The sequence below is a fragment of the Saccharospirillum sp. ABV4_185 genome (genome assembly GCF_056159245.1).
Window position 1 is genome coordinate 2,914,096 of the sequence record NZ_JBSWUW010000001.1, and the last position, 16,741, is coordinate 2,930,836.

At 55.7% G+C, this 16,741-nt stretch carries 16 protein-coding genes; all 16 read left to right on the plus strand.

What is annotated here, in order from left to right; all coding sequences use genetic code 11:
• The first annotated feature begins 29 nt into the window (after positions 1-29).
• The 16 genes from ACXAE6_RS13820 to ACXAE6_RS13895 all read left to right on the plus strand — a co-directional run bounded on the left by ACXAE6_RS13820 (position 30) and on the right by ACXAE6_RS13895 (position 16,725).
• A complete protein-coding gene (locus ACXAE6_RS13820; RefSeq protein ID WP_475149372.1) occupies positions 30-1,904 on the plus strand; it encodes a flagellar hook-length control protein FliK in 1,875 nt (624 codons plus the stop codon).
• 78 nt (positions 1,905-1,982) lie between these two features.
• A complete protein-coding gene (locus tag ACXAE6_RS13825) occupies positions 1,983-2,513 on the plus strand; it encodes a flagellar basal body-associated FliL family protein (protein ID WP_475149376.1) in 531 nt (176 codons plus the stop codon).
• A gap of 8 nt (positions 2,514-2,521) precedes the next feature.
• Positions 2,522-3,598 (plus strand): flagellar motor switch protein FliM, encoded by a 1,077-nt coding sequence (fliM, locus tag ACXAE6_RS13830; RefSeq protein ID WP_392803848.1) that lies wholly within the window; start codon positions 2,522-2,524, stop codon positions 3,596-3,598.
• Positions 3,591-4,076 (plus strand): flagellar motor switch protein FliN, encoded by a 486-nt coding sequence (gene fliN, locus ACXAE6_RS13835; RefSeq protein ID WP_475149381.1) that lies wholly within the window; start codon positions 3,591-3,593, stop codon positions 4,074-4,076. Before fliM ends, fliN begins: the two co-directional genes overlap by 8 nt.
• A 4-nt stretch (positions 4,077-4,080) precedes the next feature.
• Entirely contained in the window at positions 4,081-4,575 is a 495-nt protein-coding gene (fliO, locus tag ACXAE6_RS13840) for a flagellar biosynthetic protein FliO (RefSeq protein WP_475149385.1), read from the plus strand.
• Between the two features lie 13 nt (positions 4,576-4,588).
• Positions 4,589-5,320, plus strand: a complete 732-nt coding sequence (fliP, locus tag ACXAE6_RS13845) for a flagellar type III secretion system pore protein FliP (RefSeq protein WP_392804193.1) — start codon at positions 4,589-4,591, stop codon at positions 5,318-5,320.
• 19 nt (positions 5,321-5,339) lie between these two features.
• Positions 5,340-5,609 carry a flagellar biosynthesis protein FliQ gene (gene fliQ / locus ACXAE6_RS13850; protein ID WP_475149387.1) on the plus strand — a complete coding sequence of 90 codons (270 nt, stop codon included), beginning with the start codon at positions 5,340-5,342 and terminating at the stop codon, positions 5,607-5,609.
• Positions 5,610-5,613: 4 nt separating this feature from the next.
• Entirely contained in the window at positions 5,614-6,387 is a 774-nt protein-coding gene (gene fliR, locus ACXAE6_RS13855) for a flagellar biosynthetic protein FliR (RefSeq protein ID WP_475149391.1), read from the plus strand.
• A 6-nt stretch (positions 6,388-6,393) separates the two neighbouring features.
• Positions 6,394-7,548 carry a flagellar biosynthesis protein FlhB gene (flhB, locus tag ACXAE6_RS13860; protein ID WP_475149394.1) on the plus strand — a complete coding sequence of 385 codons (1,155 nt, stop codon included), beginning with the start codon at positions 6,394-6,396 and terminating at the stop codon, positions 7,546-7,548.
• Between the two features lie 110 nt (positions 7,549-7,658).
• Positions 7,659-9,881 (plus strand): flagellar biosynthesis protein FlhA, encoded by a 2,223-nt coding sequence (flhA, locus tag ACXAE6_RS13865; protein WP_475149398.1) that lies wholly within the window; start codon positions 7,659-7,661, stop codon positions 9,879-9,881.
• Positions 9,882-9,891: 10 nt separating this feature from the next.
• Positions 9,892-11,250 (plus strand): flagellar biosynthesis protein FlhF, encoded by a 1,359-nt coding sequence (flhF, locus tag ACXAE6_RS13870; RefSeq protein ID WP_475149400.1) that lies wholly within the window; start codon positions 9,892-9,894, stop codon positions 11,248-11,250.
• 61 nt (positions 11,251-11,311) lie between these two features.
• Entirely contained in the window at positions 11,312-12,139 is an 828-nt protein-coding gene (locus ACXAE6_RS13875; protein WP_475149403.1) for a MinD/ParA family protein, read from the plus strand.
• Between the two features lie 22 nt (positions 12,140-12,161).
• Positions 12,162-12,875 (plus strand): RNA polymerase sigma factor FliA, encoded by a 714-nt coding sequence (locus tag ACXAE6_RS13880; RefSeq protein ID WP_392804191.1) that lies wholly within the window; start codon positions 12,162-12,164, stop codon positions 12,873-12,875.
• A gap of 304 nt (positions 12,876-13,179) precedes the next feature.
• A complete protein-coding gene (gene cheY, locus ACXAE6_RS13885) occupies positions 13,180-13,554 on the plus strand; it encodes a chemotaxis response regulator CheY (protein ID WP_475149405.1) in 375 nt (124 codons plus the stop codon).
• Between the two features lie 34 nt (positions 13,555-13,588).
• Positions 13,589-14,509, plus strand: coding sequence for a protein phosphatase CheZ (locus ACXAE6_RS13890; protein ID WP_475149408.1), 921 nt, complete (start codon positions 13,589-13,591; stop codon positions 14,507-14,509).
• A gap of 20 nt (positions 14,510-14,529) precedes the next feature.
• On the plus strand, positions 14,530-16,725 hold the full coding sequence (locus ACXAE6_RS13895; protein WP_475149411.1) for a chemotaxis protein CheA: 2,196 nt from the start codon (positions 14,530-14,532) through the stop codon (positions 16,723-16,725).
• Positions 16,726-16,741: the final 16 nt, after the last annotated feature.

Consider the following 16,741-nt stretch of genomic DNA (forward strand, 5'->3'; position numbering starts at 1 on the left):
CGTCCTGAACACTGCAAAAGAGAGCACTCATGCTGTTTTTGACCAGCCCGGATGCCAGTCTAAAACCCGTCAGCCTATCACCAGGCACAACCCCCGATGCCCTGAAAGTCACTAGTGACGGGGCTTCCAATGGAATATTCGCGCGGTTGTTGTCCACAGAGACGGCGCCACGCCCGCTGTCGATTGACGCTGAGCAGGCCCCCGTATTGACGCCACAGCTGCTAAAAGCGGCGCTGGGGAATGCCTTGGGTGACGGGGTTGAGGGTCAGAATTTGCCGCTGCAGCGGCAAGCCTTGGTCGGCATGTTGCCGGATGTTGTGGTGGCGCAGGGAGTCTTGCCGGGCACAACAATGACGCCAAACAGCAGCGTACTGCCCAGCCTGGATTTGCAGGTCAGCGAGGACGAGGATGGCTTGAATCTCAAGAGCGAAGGTCTGCCTTCGACCTCCTGGCTGGCCCGGCTTTTTGGTCTGGGACCGACAACGGAAGAGGCTGGCGAGGCGCTCGATGATCTCGACAGCAGCCTGCAGGACCTGGGTGAGACGATTGCGCAATTACTGGGCGTCAAACCCTTGCGCGAGGTGGTCGAACAGAACCAGTCCGCTGCTGATGGTGGCAGCAACAGCGATGCGGCCCTCAACAGTGATGATTCTGTTGATGGTGATGTTTCGGTCGATGGTTATGGTTCCGTTGACGCTGATGACTTTGATGTTGAAGCTGCGCTGGCGCAACTGGGTATCGAGCTGCCGAGCGAGACCGTGGAGCAATGGATCACCGCTGATACCCTGGTGATTGATCCCAAGGCGGTTGAGCGGCTGCAGAATTTTCTCCATGAAGAGTTGGGCCTGAACCTGGTTCAGACCGAAACCGTTATCAACGCCATGACCACCTGGGTCAAAAACCCGCCACAGCTGAACATCACCCCGGAACAGTTGGCCGCAGCCGATGGCGAGCAGTGGCAGCAGGTTGAACAATTGACGCAGGTGCTGGATGAACTGGGCGGCCAGTTCAGCAGTTGGCTGGAGCAGTTGGACGCCATGGCCAACGGCAGCGATAAAGGTGCCGTTGCTGAGGCAGCGCCGGTGCTGTCCAAGGAATTACGCACTCTGGCCGATGCCTTGAATGGCAAAGGCAGCCTTGAATCCGATGGCAAAACACCGTCGCCAGCGGTCATGGTGGCGCGTCTGCTGCAAAGCGTTCAGAACAGCGCCACCAGCGGCAGCCTGCCGATTACTCTGGATAACAGCCGTCCTGAGCAGGCTTTGTTGCTGGCTCCGGCCAGTCCGGTCAGTCACGATGTGGCCTTCAACACCACCCTGGTGAAGATGGCGCGTGAATCCCTGACGAGTAAAACCGACGCTGAAACCCGGGTGGCGGCGTTAAGCAGCGCCGTCAGTGCTTCCGGTGACAGCAATCAGGTCGTCAATTTGTCACTGTCACAGAGCGACACGCCCGAGCAGCCCCAGGTGCTGGATCTGAAACGGGTGGACCGGCCCTTGGTGTCTGCCGAGGTCAGCCGTCAGTTGAGTGAACGCATTCAGATGATGTCGCAAGGCGAGATCAAACACGCCACCATTCGTCTGGATCCGCCGGAACTGGGAACCCTGGAGATCAAGGTAACGGTGCAGCATGATCAGACTCAGGTGCAGATCACCTCGCCCAACCCTCAGGTGCGTGAAGCGCTGGAAAGTCAGAGCGTGCGCCTGCGTGAGATTCTGGAGCAGCAGGGCTTGAACCTGTCGAATCTGGATGTACGCGATCAATCGTCCAACGGCAATGCCGACTCCGGTGACGGCAGCGGCAACCGCCGTGGCGGCGGCGAGGGTGATGACGGTCTGGATCAGGAAGCACCGCTGGCGGCCGCATCAGGCCGGCCGATGGGACTGGTTGATCACTTTGTTTAGTTATGGCGTCACAGTCCGCTAGAATGTGAGCATCACCCTGACTTATGCAGGGCCCGGCAGCAGTAAGAGAGCGAGCGTATGGCAGAGGAAGAGATCCCCACGACAGGCGAAGAAGCCGGTGGCAAGAGTCGACTGAAGTTATTGATCATGGTGATTGGTGGTGCTGTGGTCATTGCCATCTTGTCGGTGGCGGCAACCTGGTTCTTTCTCGGACGCGGTGGCGAAGAAGAAGCGCCACCGGAGCCGGAGGAAATTCCGCTGACGCCGCCGACCGAGATGTTAACGGATGGGCCGGCTATTTATCTGGCGTTGCAGCCGCCCTTTATTGTGAATTACAGCGTCGGGGCGCGGACGCGATTCCTGCAGCTGGAGCTGAGCATCGTGGCGCGCGATCATGCGGTGATTGATACCGCCAATACCTATATGCCGCTGATTCGCAATAATTTACTGGAAGTCCTGTCCGAGCAGGACTTTAACAACCTGAGAACAGCCGACGGCAAAGAGCAATTGGTCGAAGATCTGACCAAGACCATCCAGGATGTGATGGAAATGCGCCTCGGCAGGCCAGGTATTGAAACTGTGCTGTTCCGCAGCTTTGTCATGCAATAGGGGGTCCCGTGCAGGACTTACTCTCACAAGACGAAATTGATGCGCTCTTACACGGCATTGACGACGGCGCCGTTGAAGAAGAGGACGCCGGGGACGGCACTGGGGTCAAGACCTACGACCTGACCAGCCAGGACCGCATTGTCCGGGGCCGGATGCCGACCCTGGAGATGATCAACGAACGTTTTGCGCGCTATACCCGCATCAGCATGTTTAACTTTTTGCGGCGCAGCGCGGATGTGGCCACCGGCGGGATTCAGATTCTCAAGTTCGGTGAATACGTCCATACCCTCTATGTACCGACCAGTTTGAACCTGGTGAAAGTGCGGCCATTGCGCGGCACAGCGCTGTTTATTCTCGACGCCAAGCTGGTGTTCAAACTGGTGGACAACTTCTTCGGCGGTGACGGTCGTCACGCCAAGATCGAAGGCCGGGAATTTACTCCGACGGAAATCCGCGTGGTGCAGATGGTGCTGTCGCAGGTGTTCCAGGACATGAAAGAAGCCTGGGCGGCGGTGCTGGATGTCGATTTCGAATACGTCTCCTCGGAAGTTAACCCGGCCATGGCCAACATCGTATCGCCCAGCGAGGTGGTGGTGGTGTCGACCTTCCACGTCGAGCTCGATGGCGGCGGCGGTGACCTGCACGTCACCATGCCTTATTCGATGATTGAACCGGTGCGCGAAGTGCTGGATGCCGGTGTGCAGAGTGACGTCGATGAAGTCGATGATCGCTGGATCGATTCACTGCGCCACGACATTCTGCGCGCCAAAGTGCCGATCAACACCAAGGTGGTGGAACGCGATATCAAGCTGCGCGATCTGGTCGAACTGGAAGCGGGCGACATCATTCCGATCGATCTGCCCGAGAGCATCACCATGACGGCCAATCAGGTGCCGTTATTCGAATGTAAATTGGGACAATCCGGCGAGAACCTTGCATTAAAAGTGATTAAGCCGGTCAAGACGAACTCCCGTGATGTCGGTGATCTGAAAACGCGGCTGATGGGCCAACGCCAGAAAAAACGGGAAGAACACGCCGTCGAGGCCATAAACGAGGCGGTCAAGCAGGAGAATCAAGATGAGTGATGACGATCTGCCAAACGAAGACGAGAACAACGCAGAAGGCGGCGAAGACGAAGCGCTGTCTGAAGACTGGGCAGCGGCCATGGCCGAAGCCGGTGAAACCGGTGATGACGACAGCGATGACAATGATGTCAGTGCTGACGCCAACCCACGGGCGCCGCTGGAAGAGTTCGAGGTAACGCCACCGGGCGCGCCGACCAGCACGGGCAGCAGCGATGACACACCGAACCTGGATGTGATTCTGGATATTCCGGTGACCATTTCGATGGAAGTCGGCAACACCCAGATTCCGATTCGCAACCTGTTGCAGCTGAACCAGGGCAGTGTGATCGAACTGGATCGTCTGGCCGGTGAACCCTTGGACGTGCTGGTCAACGGTACGCTGATTGCGCATGGCGAGGTGGTGATGGTGAACGAGAAGTTCGGTATCCGCCTGACCGATGTGGTCAGTCAGCAAGAACGCATTCAGCGGCTGAGGTAATGTCATGGGTTTTGACACCCGCAGCAAAAAATTGACGCATCCAGGCCTGGTCGGTTTGTTGATGGCGTTATGGTCGTTGCCAGGCTGGGCGCAGCCATCGTCCTCAAGCCTGCTGCCAGGCGGTGGCAGCGACTATTTTAAGCTGACTTTAACCCTGGTCTTCATTGTTGGCCTTATCTTTGCGTGTGGCTGGTTAGTACGACGAATGGCTGGCGGTACGAGCTTCAATCACCGTCACATCAAGGTACTGTCGGTCATGCCGCTGGGCACCCGGGAAAAATTGATGTTGGTGAAGGCGTTCGATGACTACCTGCTGCTCGGTGTCACCAGCAACAACATCAATACCCTGCATCGCTTCGATGAGCCCCCAGATCTGACAGAGTTGCCACTGACCAGTCCATTCGCCGATCGCATGAAAGGCTTGTTGAAAGGACTGGATAGTGACCCTCTGGCCAAGCATCAAAAGAACACTAAGAACCGCTCAAACTCTGGCGACTGATTACAGTCGCCTGCTGATTGTCATCGCCTTTGGCCTGCTTTCTCTGCTGGCCGGTTTTGCCCACGCAGAAGGCATTCCCGCTCTGACCGTCACCGGTACCGAAGACGGCGGTCAGGAATACACCGTCACCATTCAAATTCTCGCCATCATGACGGCGCTGACCTTTATTCCGGCAGCGCTGATGATGATGACCAGCTTTACCCGCATCATTGTGGTGTTCGCTATCCTGCGGCAAGCCATCGGTTTGCAGCAGACTCCTTCGAATCAGATGCTGATTGGCCTGGCATTATTCCTCACCTTTTTCATCATGTATCCGGTGTTTATGCAGATAAACCGCGATGCCATCCAACCCTATATGTCCGAAGAAATTTTACCGCTCGAAGCCATCGATCGTGGTTTGGCGCCGATGAAAGATTTTATGCTCAACCAGACGCGCGAGACCGATTTGAATCTCTTTGTGCGCCTGGCGGATATGGAAGGTGAAATTGAAACACCGGAAGCGACTCCGCTGAATATTTTGATTCCGGCCTTTGTCACCAGTGAATTAAAAACCGCTTTTCAAATTGGCTTTTTGTTATTCATTCCTTTTTTGATCATCGACCTGGTGGTCGCCTCTATTTTGATGTCGATGGGTATGATGATGTTGTCACCCATCATTATTTCGCTGCCGTTCAAGATCATGCTGTTCGTCCTCGTCGACGGCTGGGCCATGATCATGGGATCGCTGGCTTCAAGTTTTGTCTGAATTCGGGAGAATCTGACTGATGGATGCTGCCAACATTGCGGATCTGTTTTCCGAAGCGCTGTTTATTGTGGTGGTGATTGTGACCGTGATTATCGGACCTTCGCTGATAGTTGGTTTGATCGTCGCGACCTTTCAGGCCGCCACCCAGATTAACGAACAGACGCTGAGTTTTTTGCCACGTTTGATCATCACCTTGGTGGTCTTGATCGTCACCGGGCCGTGGATTGTCGCTAAGGTGGTCGATTTCACCAATACCATTATTTTTAATATTCCCATCCTGATCGGGTAGTGAAGTGGAACTGACTGACGCCCAGATCGCCTCCTGGATCAGCCACTATATGTGGCCTTTTTTCCGCATCACTGGCTTTTTTATGATCGTGCCGGTGCTCGGTGCACGAGTGACGCCGGTGCGGGTTCGGGTGTTATTGGCCTTTGTCTGGACCACGGCGCTTTACCCCATTTTGCCGCCCATGCCGATGATCGAAGTGACTGGTCTGGGCAGCCTGGTCATCATCGCGCATCAGATATTAATCGGTGTGGTACTGGGGTTTGTGGTGCTGGCTATTTTGCAGGTGGTCGTTTTGGCGGGGCAGATTATTTCGATGCAGATGGGCCTGGGCTTTGCTTCGATGGTGGATCCGGCCAACGGCATTAATGTGGCTGTGTTGGCGCAGTGGTATCAGGTCTTGGTGACGCTGGTTTTTCTGGCCATTAATGGTCATCTGGTGGTGCTGGAAGTGCTGGCCGATTCTTTTGACGTGTTGCCGGTGGCACCAATCAGTTTTAACCAGGGCAGTTTCCTGGCTGCAGCGGAGTTTGGCTCCTGGGTGTTTCGCGCGTCACTGATGCTGGCACTGCCGGCCATTGCCGCCTTGCTGTTGGTCAACCTGACTTTCGGTGTGATGACGCGTGCCGCTCCGCAGCTGAACGTTTTTACCCTGGGTTTTCCGGTCTCCATGCTGGCTGGTCTGGTGATTGTCTGGGCCAGTTATTGGGCGGCCTATCCCATGGTGCAAAAGCTGGTCGGCATTCATGTCGATTTTATGCGCAACTTAATGGCCTGGTAAGACGTCATGGCAGAAGAGAACGATAGTTCCCAGGAGAAATCCGAAGAACCCACGGAACGAAAACTCCAGAAAGCGCGAGAAGAAGGCAATGTCGCGCGCTCGCGTGAGCTGAACACCAGTGCCGTCTTGTTAGCCGGTGCTGTCAGTATGTTGTTGTTCGGACCCAGCGTCGGCGAGTCGATGCTGGGCATCATGAAGTTCACCTTCAGTTTCGATCGTCAAGCCAGTTGGGACACCATCGTTGCGCTGCGTTATCTGGAAGCTTCGATCTTTGAAGCACTCTGGTCGTTGGTGCCGGTCTTTGCGTTGTTATTAGTCGCCGCCATCGTTGGTCCCATCGCTTTGGGCGGCTGGAATTTTGCGGCCAAAGCTGCGGCGCCAAAAGCCAGCCGCATTAATCCGCTGTCAGGTATCAAGCGGATGTTTTCGATGAATGCGCTGGTTGAGTTGCTGAAAGGCTGGGGCAAGGTTTTGGTGGTCGGCACGGTGTCCGTTATTGCACTGTTCGGCCTGAAAAACGATTTTCTGTCGATGGTGTTTGAGCCGACCGAACCCGCCATTAAACATGCGGTCGTACTGCTGGCCTGGACCTTTTTAATTATCTGCTCCAGTACTTTGATTATTGCTGCGCTGGATATTCCTTTTCAGATATACAGTCATACCAAAAAATTGCGTATGACCATGCAGGAGATCAAAGAAGAATATAAGAACACCGAAGGTAAGCCTGAGGTGAAAAGCAAGATTCGTCAGTTGCAGCGTGAAATGGCGAACCGTCGCATGATGTCGGATGTGCCGGACGCCGATGTGGTTATCACCAACCCGACCCACTTTGCGGTCGCGCTGAAGTATGAGCCTAACTCTATGCCGGCGCCCGTTCTGCTGGCCAAGGGTATCGATGAATCCGCTTTGAAAATTCGTGAAATCGCCAACGAATACAAAATACCGGTGATGGAAATTCCACCGCTGGCGCGTTCGGTTTATTACCACACCAAGATTGGCGATGAGATCCCGGAAGGGTTGTACATCGCTGTGGCTCAGGTATTGGCTTACGTCTATCAAATTGATCAGTGGCGCAAAGGGCGTGCGCCCAAGCCGGAAGCCAAGCCTGACTTCCCGATTCCTGACGATCTGCGTGAGGACGAGCCGCCTCCGCAGCAATAAGTCATGCTCGGTTGTGACGCTGTTCCGAACAATTTGAGAGTGCCATCGCATTCTGGCCCGATCCGTGCAAACACCAAGGTGAACCTACAGATTCGCCTGATTATTGACAGATGGCTTTCCTCGATAATGTAAGAGGGTTGGGAACCCAGGTACGCGGTCTCGATCGCGGCGCCGTTCTCAGCTCCACCCGCACCAATGCCAAACTGATGACGCAGCGCGTCGTCGGTGTGCCCTTGATGTTGCTGCTGGTACTGGGCCTGATGACGCTGCCGGTACCGCCCTTTGTTCTGGACTCTTTTTTCACCTTTAACATCGCCTTGTCGATCGTGGTGTTGCTGGTAACCATCTACGTACTGCGTCCGCTCGACTTTGCCGTCTTTCCGTCCATCATTCTGGTCGCGACCTTATTGCGTTTGGCGCTGAACGTGGCGTCGACGCGGGTGGTGTTGCTCTACGGCCATGAAGGCGGTGACGCTGCCGGTCAGGTGATCGAGGCTTTTGGTGCGGTCTTGATTGGCGGTAATTACGCCGTTGGTTTTATCGTCTTTGCCATTTTGATGATCATCAATTTTGTCGTGGTCACCAAGGGCGCCGGCCGGGTCTCGGAAGTCAGCGCGCGTTTCACCCTCGATGCCATGCCCGGTAAGCAGATGGCAATTGACGCCGACCTGAACGCCGGCCTGATCGATGCCGAAACCGCCAAAACCCGCCGCACTGAGATCGCCCAGGAAGCCGACTTCTATGGCTCCATGGACGGTGCGTCAAAGTTTGTTCGCGGTGATGCCATCGCCGGTATTCTGATTCTGGCGATTAACATCTTTGGTGGCCTGGCCATCGGTATGTTGCAGCATCAGTTGGAATTCGGTCAGGCGGTGGAACGCTATGCTTTGCTGACCATTGGTGATGGTCTGGTTGCACAGATTCCGTCGCTGTTGTTGTCGGTTGCCGCGGCCATCATGGTGACGCGCAACTCCAACAGCCAGGAAATGGGCGAGCAGATTCTGCATCAGATGTTCTCCACGCCTCGGGCGCTGAGCATCGCTGCTTTTCTGATCGGTGTCATGGGCGTGCTGCCCGGTATGCCGCATTTCGTGTTTTTGTCACTGGCGTTTATCTGTCTGATCGGTGCGCTCTTTATTGTCTACCGCCAAAAAGTTGCCGCCGGTGAATCTTTCTTGCCCGGTGCGCCGGCCCCCAGTGGTGCTGGGGCGAGCGCTAAAACCGGTAAGGTCGAACCCGGTGGCGCGCCGCCGGTGGCGAGCTCTGAAAGTGATACCAAAGAGCTCAGTTGGGATGATGTGCAACCGGTCGATATTGTCGGACTGGAAGTGGGCTATCGCCTGATTCCACTGGTGGATCGCTCGCAAGGCGGGCAATTGCTCGGTCGCATCAAAGGCATTCGCAAGAAGCTGTCTCAGGATCTGGGTTTTCTGGTGCCGTCGATTCATATCCGCGACAACCTCGATCTGATGCCCAATGCCTATCGGCTGACGCTGATGGGCGTGGGTATCGCTGAAGCTGAGGTGTATCCGGATCGCGATATGGCGATTAATCCGGGCCAGGTGTTCGGCTCGCTCGATGGCATCAAGACCCAGGACCCGGCTTTCGGTCTGGAAGCGGTGTGGATTGAGTCGACGCAGCGTGATCGCGCCCAGACGCTCGGCTACACCGTGGTCGATGCCAGTACGGTGGTGGCGACGCACGTTAATCACCTGCTGCATCAGCACGCCTATGAACTGCTCGGTCATGAAGAAGCCCAGCAGATGCTGGATCTGCTGACCAAAAAATCGCCCAAGCTGGCCGAAGAACTGGTGCCCAATACTTTGACGCTCAGTCAGTTGCTCAAGGTGTTGCAGAACCTGCTGATGGAAGAAGTGCCGGTGCGCGACCTGCGGACCATTGCCGAGTCGCTGACCAATTTACAGCCGAAGAGCCAGGATATCGCCATTCTCACGGGCGCAGCGCGGATGGGACTGTCGCGCATGATCGTCCAGGGCATCGTTGGTAACGAGCGTGAAATACCGGTGATCACTCTGGATCGCGGGTTGGAACAGTTGTTGCAGAAGACAGTTCAACAGGCCGGAAATGATGGAAATCTTGACGGTGTGACCTTGGAGCCGGGTATGGCCGAGCGACTGCAGCAATCTTTGCAAGAGACGTCGCAACGTCTGGAAGGCGAGGGCAAGCCCTCCATTTTGCTGGTCTCCGGTTCGATCCGTATGTTGTTGGCGCGCTTTGTTCGCCACGGCGTGCCGGGATTGAAGGTCCTCAGTTTCCAGGAAATACCGGATAATAAACACATCACCATCGTGGCCACGGTAGGCGGTCAGTGAGGATAAATCGATGAAAGTGAAACGCTTTGTCGTTGCCAGCATGCAGGTTGGGCTGAAGCAGGTTGCCGAGGCTCTGGGGCCGGAAGCGGTTATTCTGTCGACGCGCAAACTGCCCGAGGGCACCGAGATTGTCGCTGGTGTCGATGAGGCTGAATTCGCTCGCTTTGAAGCCAACCGACCGGCCGCACCGGACCCGGACGCCATTATCAAGGCACATCCGCGCCAGAACGATGGCCAGCCCAAGCTGGATACTGAGAGCCTGAAGGGATTGCTGGAAAATCTGGCGCCGCACAGTCGTGCTGCCTTTGGTGATCTGGCACCGGACCGCTCAGCGACCAGCAGTTTTGCTGCCGATCAGACACTGGATTCTCCCCTGGCACGTGCCATGGAAGCCGAGCAGCGTGTCGAGCAGGCGGCACAGCGGCCGACGCCGAAAGCAGAGGCTCAGCCAACCCAACTGCGCGCTCAGTCCGACCAGGAGTTGATGACGTTGATGCGTCAGGAAATCGACAGTCTGCGTCAAATGCTCAAACAGCAAAGCGATTTTCTACAGGCGCCGGTAGTGGGGCCACAAACGCCTCAGCTGGAAAAACTGGAAGGCCGTTTGCGCGCCCTGGGGTTGGGTGAATCGGTACAGCGTTCGCTGTTGCGCCACTACAACCGCGATGCTGCTCTGGATGCCAACTGGCGTCGTCTGCTGGCACGCTTGGCGTCTGGCCTGTCGGTACCGGTGTTCGATCCGTTGACCGAAGGTGGCGTGGTGGCACTCTGTGGCCCCACCGGCGCCGGTAAAACCACAACGCTGGCCAAGCTGGCGGCCCGCGCGGTCAAGCGCCGTGGCCATGCCAAGGTGGCGGTGGTCAGTACCGATTGTTACCAGCTGGGGGCTCAGGATACCCTGGCGTCGGTCAGTCAGATTCTGGGTGTGGATTATCGCGCCCTCGGTGAAGACGATAGCCTGGCGGAAACACTGCAAGAGCTGGCGCATTATCATCTGGTGTTGATCGACACCAGCGGCAGCGCCGAAGCGTTGCGTCAGTGGCGTGAGCAGGTAATCGATACCGGTCTGGATGCGCGCATTCAAAGCGTGCTGGTGATGCCGGCGACCGCCAACAGCGACAGTCTGAACCAGTTTATTCAGGCGTTTCCGAGTCAACATCTGGCGGGCGCCATTATTACCAAGCTGGATGAAGCGCCTTGTTTTGGCAGTGTTTTTGACAGCTTGCTGCGTCACCGCTGGCCTTTGTGGTACAACACCGATGGTCAGCGCATCCCGCAGGATATTGACAGTGTCGATCCGGTGCGGCTGGTGAAGCGATTGGCGCGCGCGCTGGATGAAACACGCCCAGGGCTTGCCCAGGCGAGCTGACACAGGGCCATCAAAGACGATGGTAATTGCCTATACTGGGCCAACGGAGTTAAACGAGCGAATGAGTGGTTTGAAACCGATACAGGTACTGGCCGTCACCGGTGGTAAGGGTGGCGTGGGTAAAAGCAATGTGTCCGTCAACACGGCCGTCGCATTGGCAGAGCAGGGCAAGCGAGTGGTGCTGCTGGATGCCGATTTGGGCTTGGCCAATATTGATGTGCTGCTGGGCGTTTCGTCCGGCCGCAATATCGGCGATGTATTGTCTGGCGAGGCAGAGTTGCGCGATATCCTGGTACCCGGCCCCGGTGGCATTCGCATTATTCCGGCTTCGTCTGGCACCCAGCGCATGGCCAACCTGGGCGAACAGGAACACGCAGGTATCATCGGTGCATTCAGTGATCTGGGCGACGATATGGATGTATTGATCGTCGATACCGCCGCGGGTATTTCGCGGACGGTGACGTCCTTTGTTCGCGCCGCTCAGGAAACACTGATCGTAGTGACTGACGAACCCACGTCAGTGACCGATGCTTATGCTTTGATCAAGGTGTTGAACCGCGACTGTAAGATGGATCGATTCAGGGTGTTGGCTAATATGGTCCGTACGCCCAATGAAGGTCAGGCGCTGTTCAATAAATTATCGAAGGTCACGGATCGCTTTTTAGATGTGACGCTTCAATATGTCGGCTCAGTACCCATGGATGAATCGGTACGTAAGGCCGTCCAGCGCCAGAAGGCCGTTGTCGAGGCGTATCCGCGGTCCAAAGCCGCGATCGCTTATCGTTCACTGGCCCAGAAGGTCGCGACCTGGCCCTTGCCAACCACACCTCGGGGAAATCTCGAATTTTTTGTGGAGCGGCTGGTCCAGGGGACTACTGGAGTCGCCTGACATGTCGGTGCAGCATTACACTATGTATCAGACCGAAAAAAAGGTCGATTACGACCGCCTGGTAAACGAGCAGGGTGTGCTGGTCAAGCGCATTGCCCATCACTTGCTGGCTCGTCTGCCAGAAAGCGTACAGCTGGAAGACCTGGTGCAATCGGGCATGATCGGCTTGTTTGAGGCTGCACAGAATTACGATCATACCAAGGGTGCCAGTTTCGAAACCTACGCCGGCATTCGCATCCGCGGCGCCATGCTCGATGAAGTGCGTAAGGGTGACTGGATTCCGCGTTCCGTACACCGCAATTCGCGCCGCATTGCCGATGCTATTCGCGAAATTGAAATGCGTGAAGGCCGCGATGCCCAGGATCAGGAAGTAGCCGCTGTGCTGGAGATGAGTCTGGACGACTACTACTCCCTGCTCAAAGACACTCAAGGCTCACGTCTGTTCAGCTTTGAAGAGCTGATGGAGCAGGGCAATGGTGATCTGCAGGATTACCAGGTGGGTAACAGCCAGCACCTGGCACCGCATTCGGAAGTAGAGTCTGACCAGCGTAATCACCAGTTGGCTGACGCCATCAAGCAGTTACCAGAACGTGAGCAACTGGTGTTGTCGCTGTATTACGACGAAGAGCTCAACCTCAAGGAAATTGGCGCTGTTCTGGGCGTCAGTGAATCCCGCATCAGTCAAATCCATACCCAGGCCGCCATGCGCCTGCGTGCCCGTATGAGCGAGTGGTAGCCACTTGTATTTGCCCTTTCAGTCAGGCTGTATCACGGCCGCTGTTGGGGTAGACTAGTCGGCTTCCGGACGCTCTAAACTATCGCGATCACCGGTCGATACAGATGCCAACAGACCTTGACGAGTCTTGTGGGTGCTCTCATTCGCAGTTGTGGTAACACAATTGGGCTTGAGTTAGCGCTTAGAGCCACGACGGTCAGTGAAAAGGCATTCTCAAGACTGGATAGCCGGTTACCAGCGTCTATCATAAAGACAGTAAGCAGTTTGTCGGGTGAGGCTAGAGGAGGTCATCTTGGACAAGAACATGAAAATCCTGGTTGTCGACGATTTTTCAACAATGCGGCGCATTGTTAAGAATCTTTTGCGCGACCTGGGCTTCAGTAACACCCACGAAGCGGACGATGGTTCCAGTGCATGGCCGATGTTGCAAAGCAGCGATTTCGACTTTGTGGTAACCGACTGGAACATGCCGGGTATGACCGGTATCGAACTGCTCAAGAAAATTCGTTCGGACGAACGTCTGAAATCCATTCCCGTCTTGATGGTTACCGCTGAAGCCAAGCGCGATCAGATCGTTGCTGCTGCTCAGGCAGGCGTTAATGGCTATGTCGTCAAGCCGTTCACTGCGGCCGCCTTGAAAGAGAAGATCGATAAAATCTTCGAACGGGTAGATGGCTGATAGCCGGTGTTAAGGGTTGACCAAAGAGGCCGTTATGGCTGATCCAGACAACAAAAAATTATCTCCTGAGTTTCTAGATGCGCTTAAAGCCATGGTTCCAGCTCTGCTGGAGCAGGTGCAGCACGAGAATATGGACGAAGCGGTTGCGATTCTGGCTAAGCTACAACAGGCCCGGACCGAGCATTATGCCGGAACTACCTTTTCCGATTTATTGAAAGAAAAGGCCGCAGAACTGCATCAGCGTATTGAAGCAGGGGAAACCGAATCGGCGCTGGAAACGCTCCAGGAATTGCAGGATGCGCGTGATCGGGGGCTCTATCAGGAAGTCGGCCGGCTCACCCGAGCGTTGCACAGCGCCATCACCAACTTTCATATTGATGCCAAGCCTGGTGAAGGCGTGCAGGAGCTTTCGGAAATGTCCGAAGCCACTGACCGACTGGGTTATGTCGTTACTTTGACGGAAAAAGCGGCCAATACCACCTTGGATCTGGTCGAAGAAAGCATGCCGGTGGCCGGTGCGTTAAAGGAAGAATCTGCGCGTCTGAAAAGCGAGTGGAAGCGCCTGGTCGATCGGGATATGAGCGCCGAAGAGTTTCGTTCGCTGTATTGGCATTTAGACGGGTTTTTTACTCTGCTGAATGATCAATCTGAAACGCTCTATAGCAATCTGTCGAGCATTTTGCTGGCACAGGATTTTCAGGATTTGACCGGTCAGGTCATTAATAAAGTTACCAGTTTGGTCAAGGAGGTCGAAGCCAGTCTGGTGGATTTGGTCTTTATGGCCAGCCAGGTCGATGAAATAACTGGCATCGTTCGCGAAGGCCCAGAGGTTGACGCCGATAAGACCGCTGAAGTCAGCGATAAAGGCGAAGGACCTCAGATCAATGCCAATGCTGAGGGTGTCGTATCCAGCCAGGACGATGTGGACGATCTATTGTCCAGTCTTGGTTTTTGATTGGGGTCTAGGAGAGCAGCATGGGCTTCGAAGCGGACGAAGAGATTTTACAGGATTTCCTGGTTGAGGCTGGTGAAATTCTAGAGCAATTGTCCGAACAGCTGATTGAACTGGAGCGCAGCCCGGACGACCGGGATTTGCTCAACGCCATTTTCCGGGGCTTTCACACCGTTAAAGGCGGCGCTGGTTTTTTGCAACTGACACCCTTGGTCGATTGTTGCCACGCTGCGGAAAACGTCTTCGATACGTTGCGTAATGGCTTGCGTCAGATCGATGCTGATCTGATGGATGCCGTGTTGCGTGGCCTCGATAACGTCAACGAAATGTTCGCTCAAGTCAGTAATGGCGAAACACCTCAGCCTGCTGATGAAGAACTGGTGGCGCTGCTGCATCGATACGCTGCGCCGGCTTCGGCGGACGAAGCCCCTGCTGAAGCCGAAGAAGCTGTGGCAGCAGACACCGACGAGGCAGCTTCCAGCGTCGCCCAGGATGCCCCCAAGCCCGGTGATGACATCACCGATGCCGAATTTGAAGAATTACTTGACGCCATTTCCCCGAACGATCAGGCCGGATCAGCGCCGGCGTCGGGCTCAGAATCTTCAACGCCTCCGCCGGCTGCCAGTGAACTGACTGGCAGTGGTGATGAAATTACCGATGACGAATTTGAAGCGTTGCTGGACGAGTTACACGGTAAAGGTCAGTTCAAGGCAGCGGGCGGCGATGAGGCGCCAGCGAAAGAAGAGAAGCCTGCGGCTCCGGCTGCGGCGGCCTCGAACAGTAACGAAATCACGGATGATGAATTTGAAGCGCTGCTGGATGAACTGCACGGCAAGGGTCAGTTTAAAGCAGGTGCTGACGAAGCTGCGGCTGCATCGGCAGACGATGCCAAACCCAAAGCCGAAGCGCCGAAAGCTGCAGCCAAACCAGAGCCCAAGGCGGCAGCCAAGCCGGAACCCCAGGCGGCACCTAAAGCTGAAGCCAAGCCCGCAGAAGCCAAGGCGCCCGCTAAAGCCGCTGGCGGCGAACCACAGCGGGCGGCTGCCGGTGGCGATACCACCGTGCGTGTCGACACCAAACGACTCGACGACATCATGAACATGGTGGGCGAACTGACGTTGGTTCGTAACCGTCTGATGCGTCTGGGCAGTGAGTTGGAAAACGAAATGCTGCAGAAGGCGGTGAGTAACCTCAACGTCGTGACCGGTGATCTGCAAACCTCGGTGATGAAAACCCGGATGCAGCCGATCAAAAAAGTCTTTGGTCGGTTCCCGCGCGTGGTTCGGGATCTGGCGCGCAGCCTGAAAAAAGAAGTGAATCTGCAATTGGTCGGGGAAGAAACCGACCTCGATAAAAACCTGGTCGATGCGCTGGCCGATCCTTTGGTGCACTTGGTCCGCAACTCGGTCGACCACGGTGTCGAGATGCCTGACGTGCGTGCTGCTGCCGGCAAGCCGCGCGCCGGTGAAGTGGTGCTGTCAGCCGAGCAGGAAGGTGATCACATCCTTTTGATGATCCGTGACGACGGCGGCGGCATGGACCCCAATGTGCTGCGCGGTATTGCCGTTAAACGCGGGGTCATGGATCAGGAAGCGGCCGACCGTCTGACCGACAACGAATGCTATAACCTGATTTTTGCGCCCGGCTTCAGTACCAAGACCGAGATCTCCGATATCTCCGGCCGCGGTGTGGGCATGGACGTGGTTAAGACCAAAATCAGTCAGTTGAACGGCACCATTGATATCGATTCGGAAAAAGGCCGTGGTACCACCATTCGCATCAAGGTACCGCTGACGCTGGCCATTATGCCGACGCTGATGGTGATGTTGGGTGATCAGGCATTTGCCTTGCCATTGGTTAACGTGGATGAAATTTTCCATCTCGATCTGAGTCGAACCAACGTTGTCGATGGTAAAGAAGTGGTGATGGTGCGAGGCAAACCCTTGCCGCTCTATTACCTCAAACGCTGGCTGGTTAAAGGCCATCGCAGTGACCCCAAAGAAGAAGCCGGTCATGTGGTCGTGGTGTCTGTCGGTACTCAGAAAGTCGGCTTTGTGGTTGACCAACTGGTTGGTCAGGAAGAGGTGGTGATTAAACCTCTTGGGCAGATGTTACAAGGCACGGAAGGCATGGCAGGTGCGACCATCACGGGTGATGGCCGTATCGCACTGATTATTGACGTCCCTGGCTTATTGAAAGCCTATTCCGCTGCGGATTGATGCGGGCGTTTGCCCA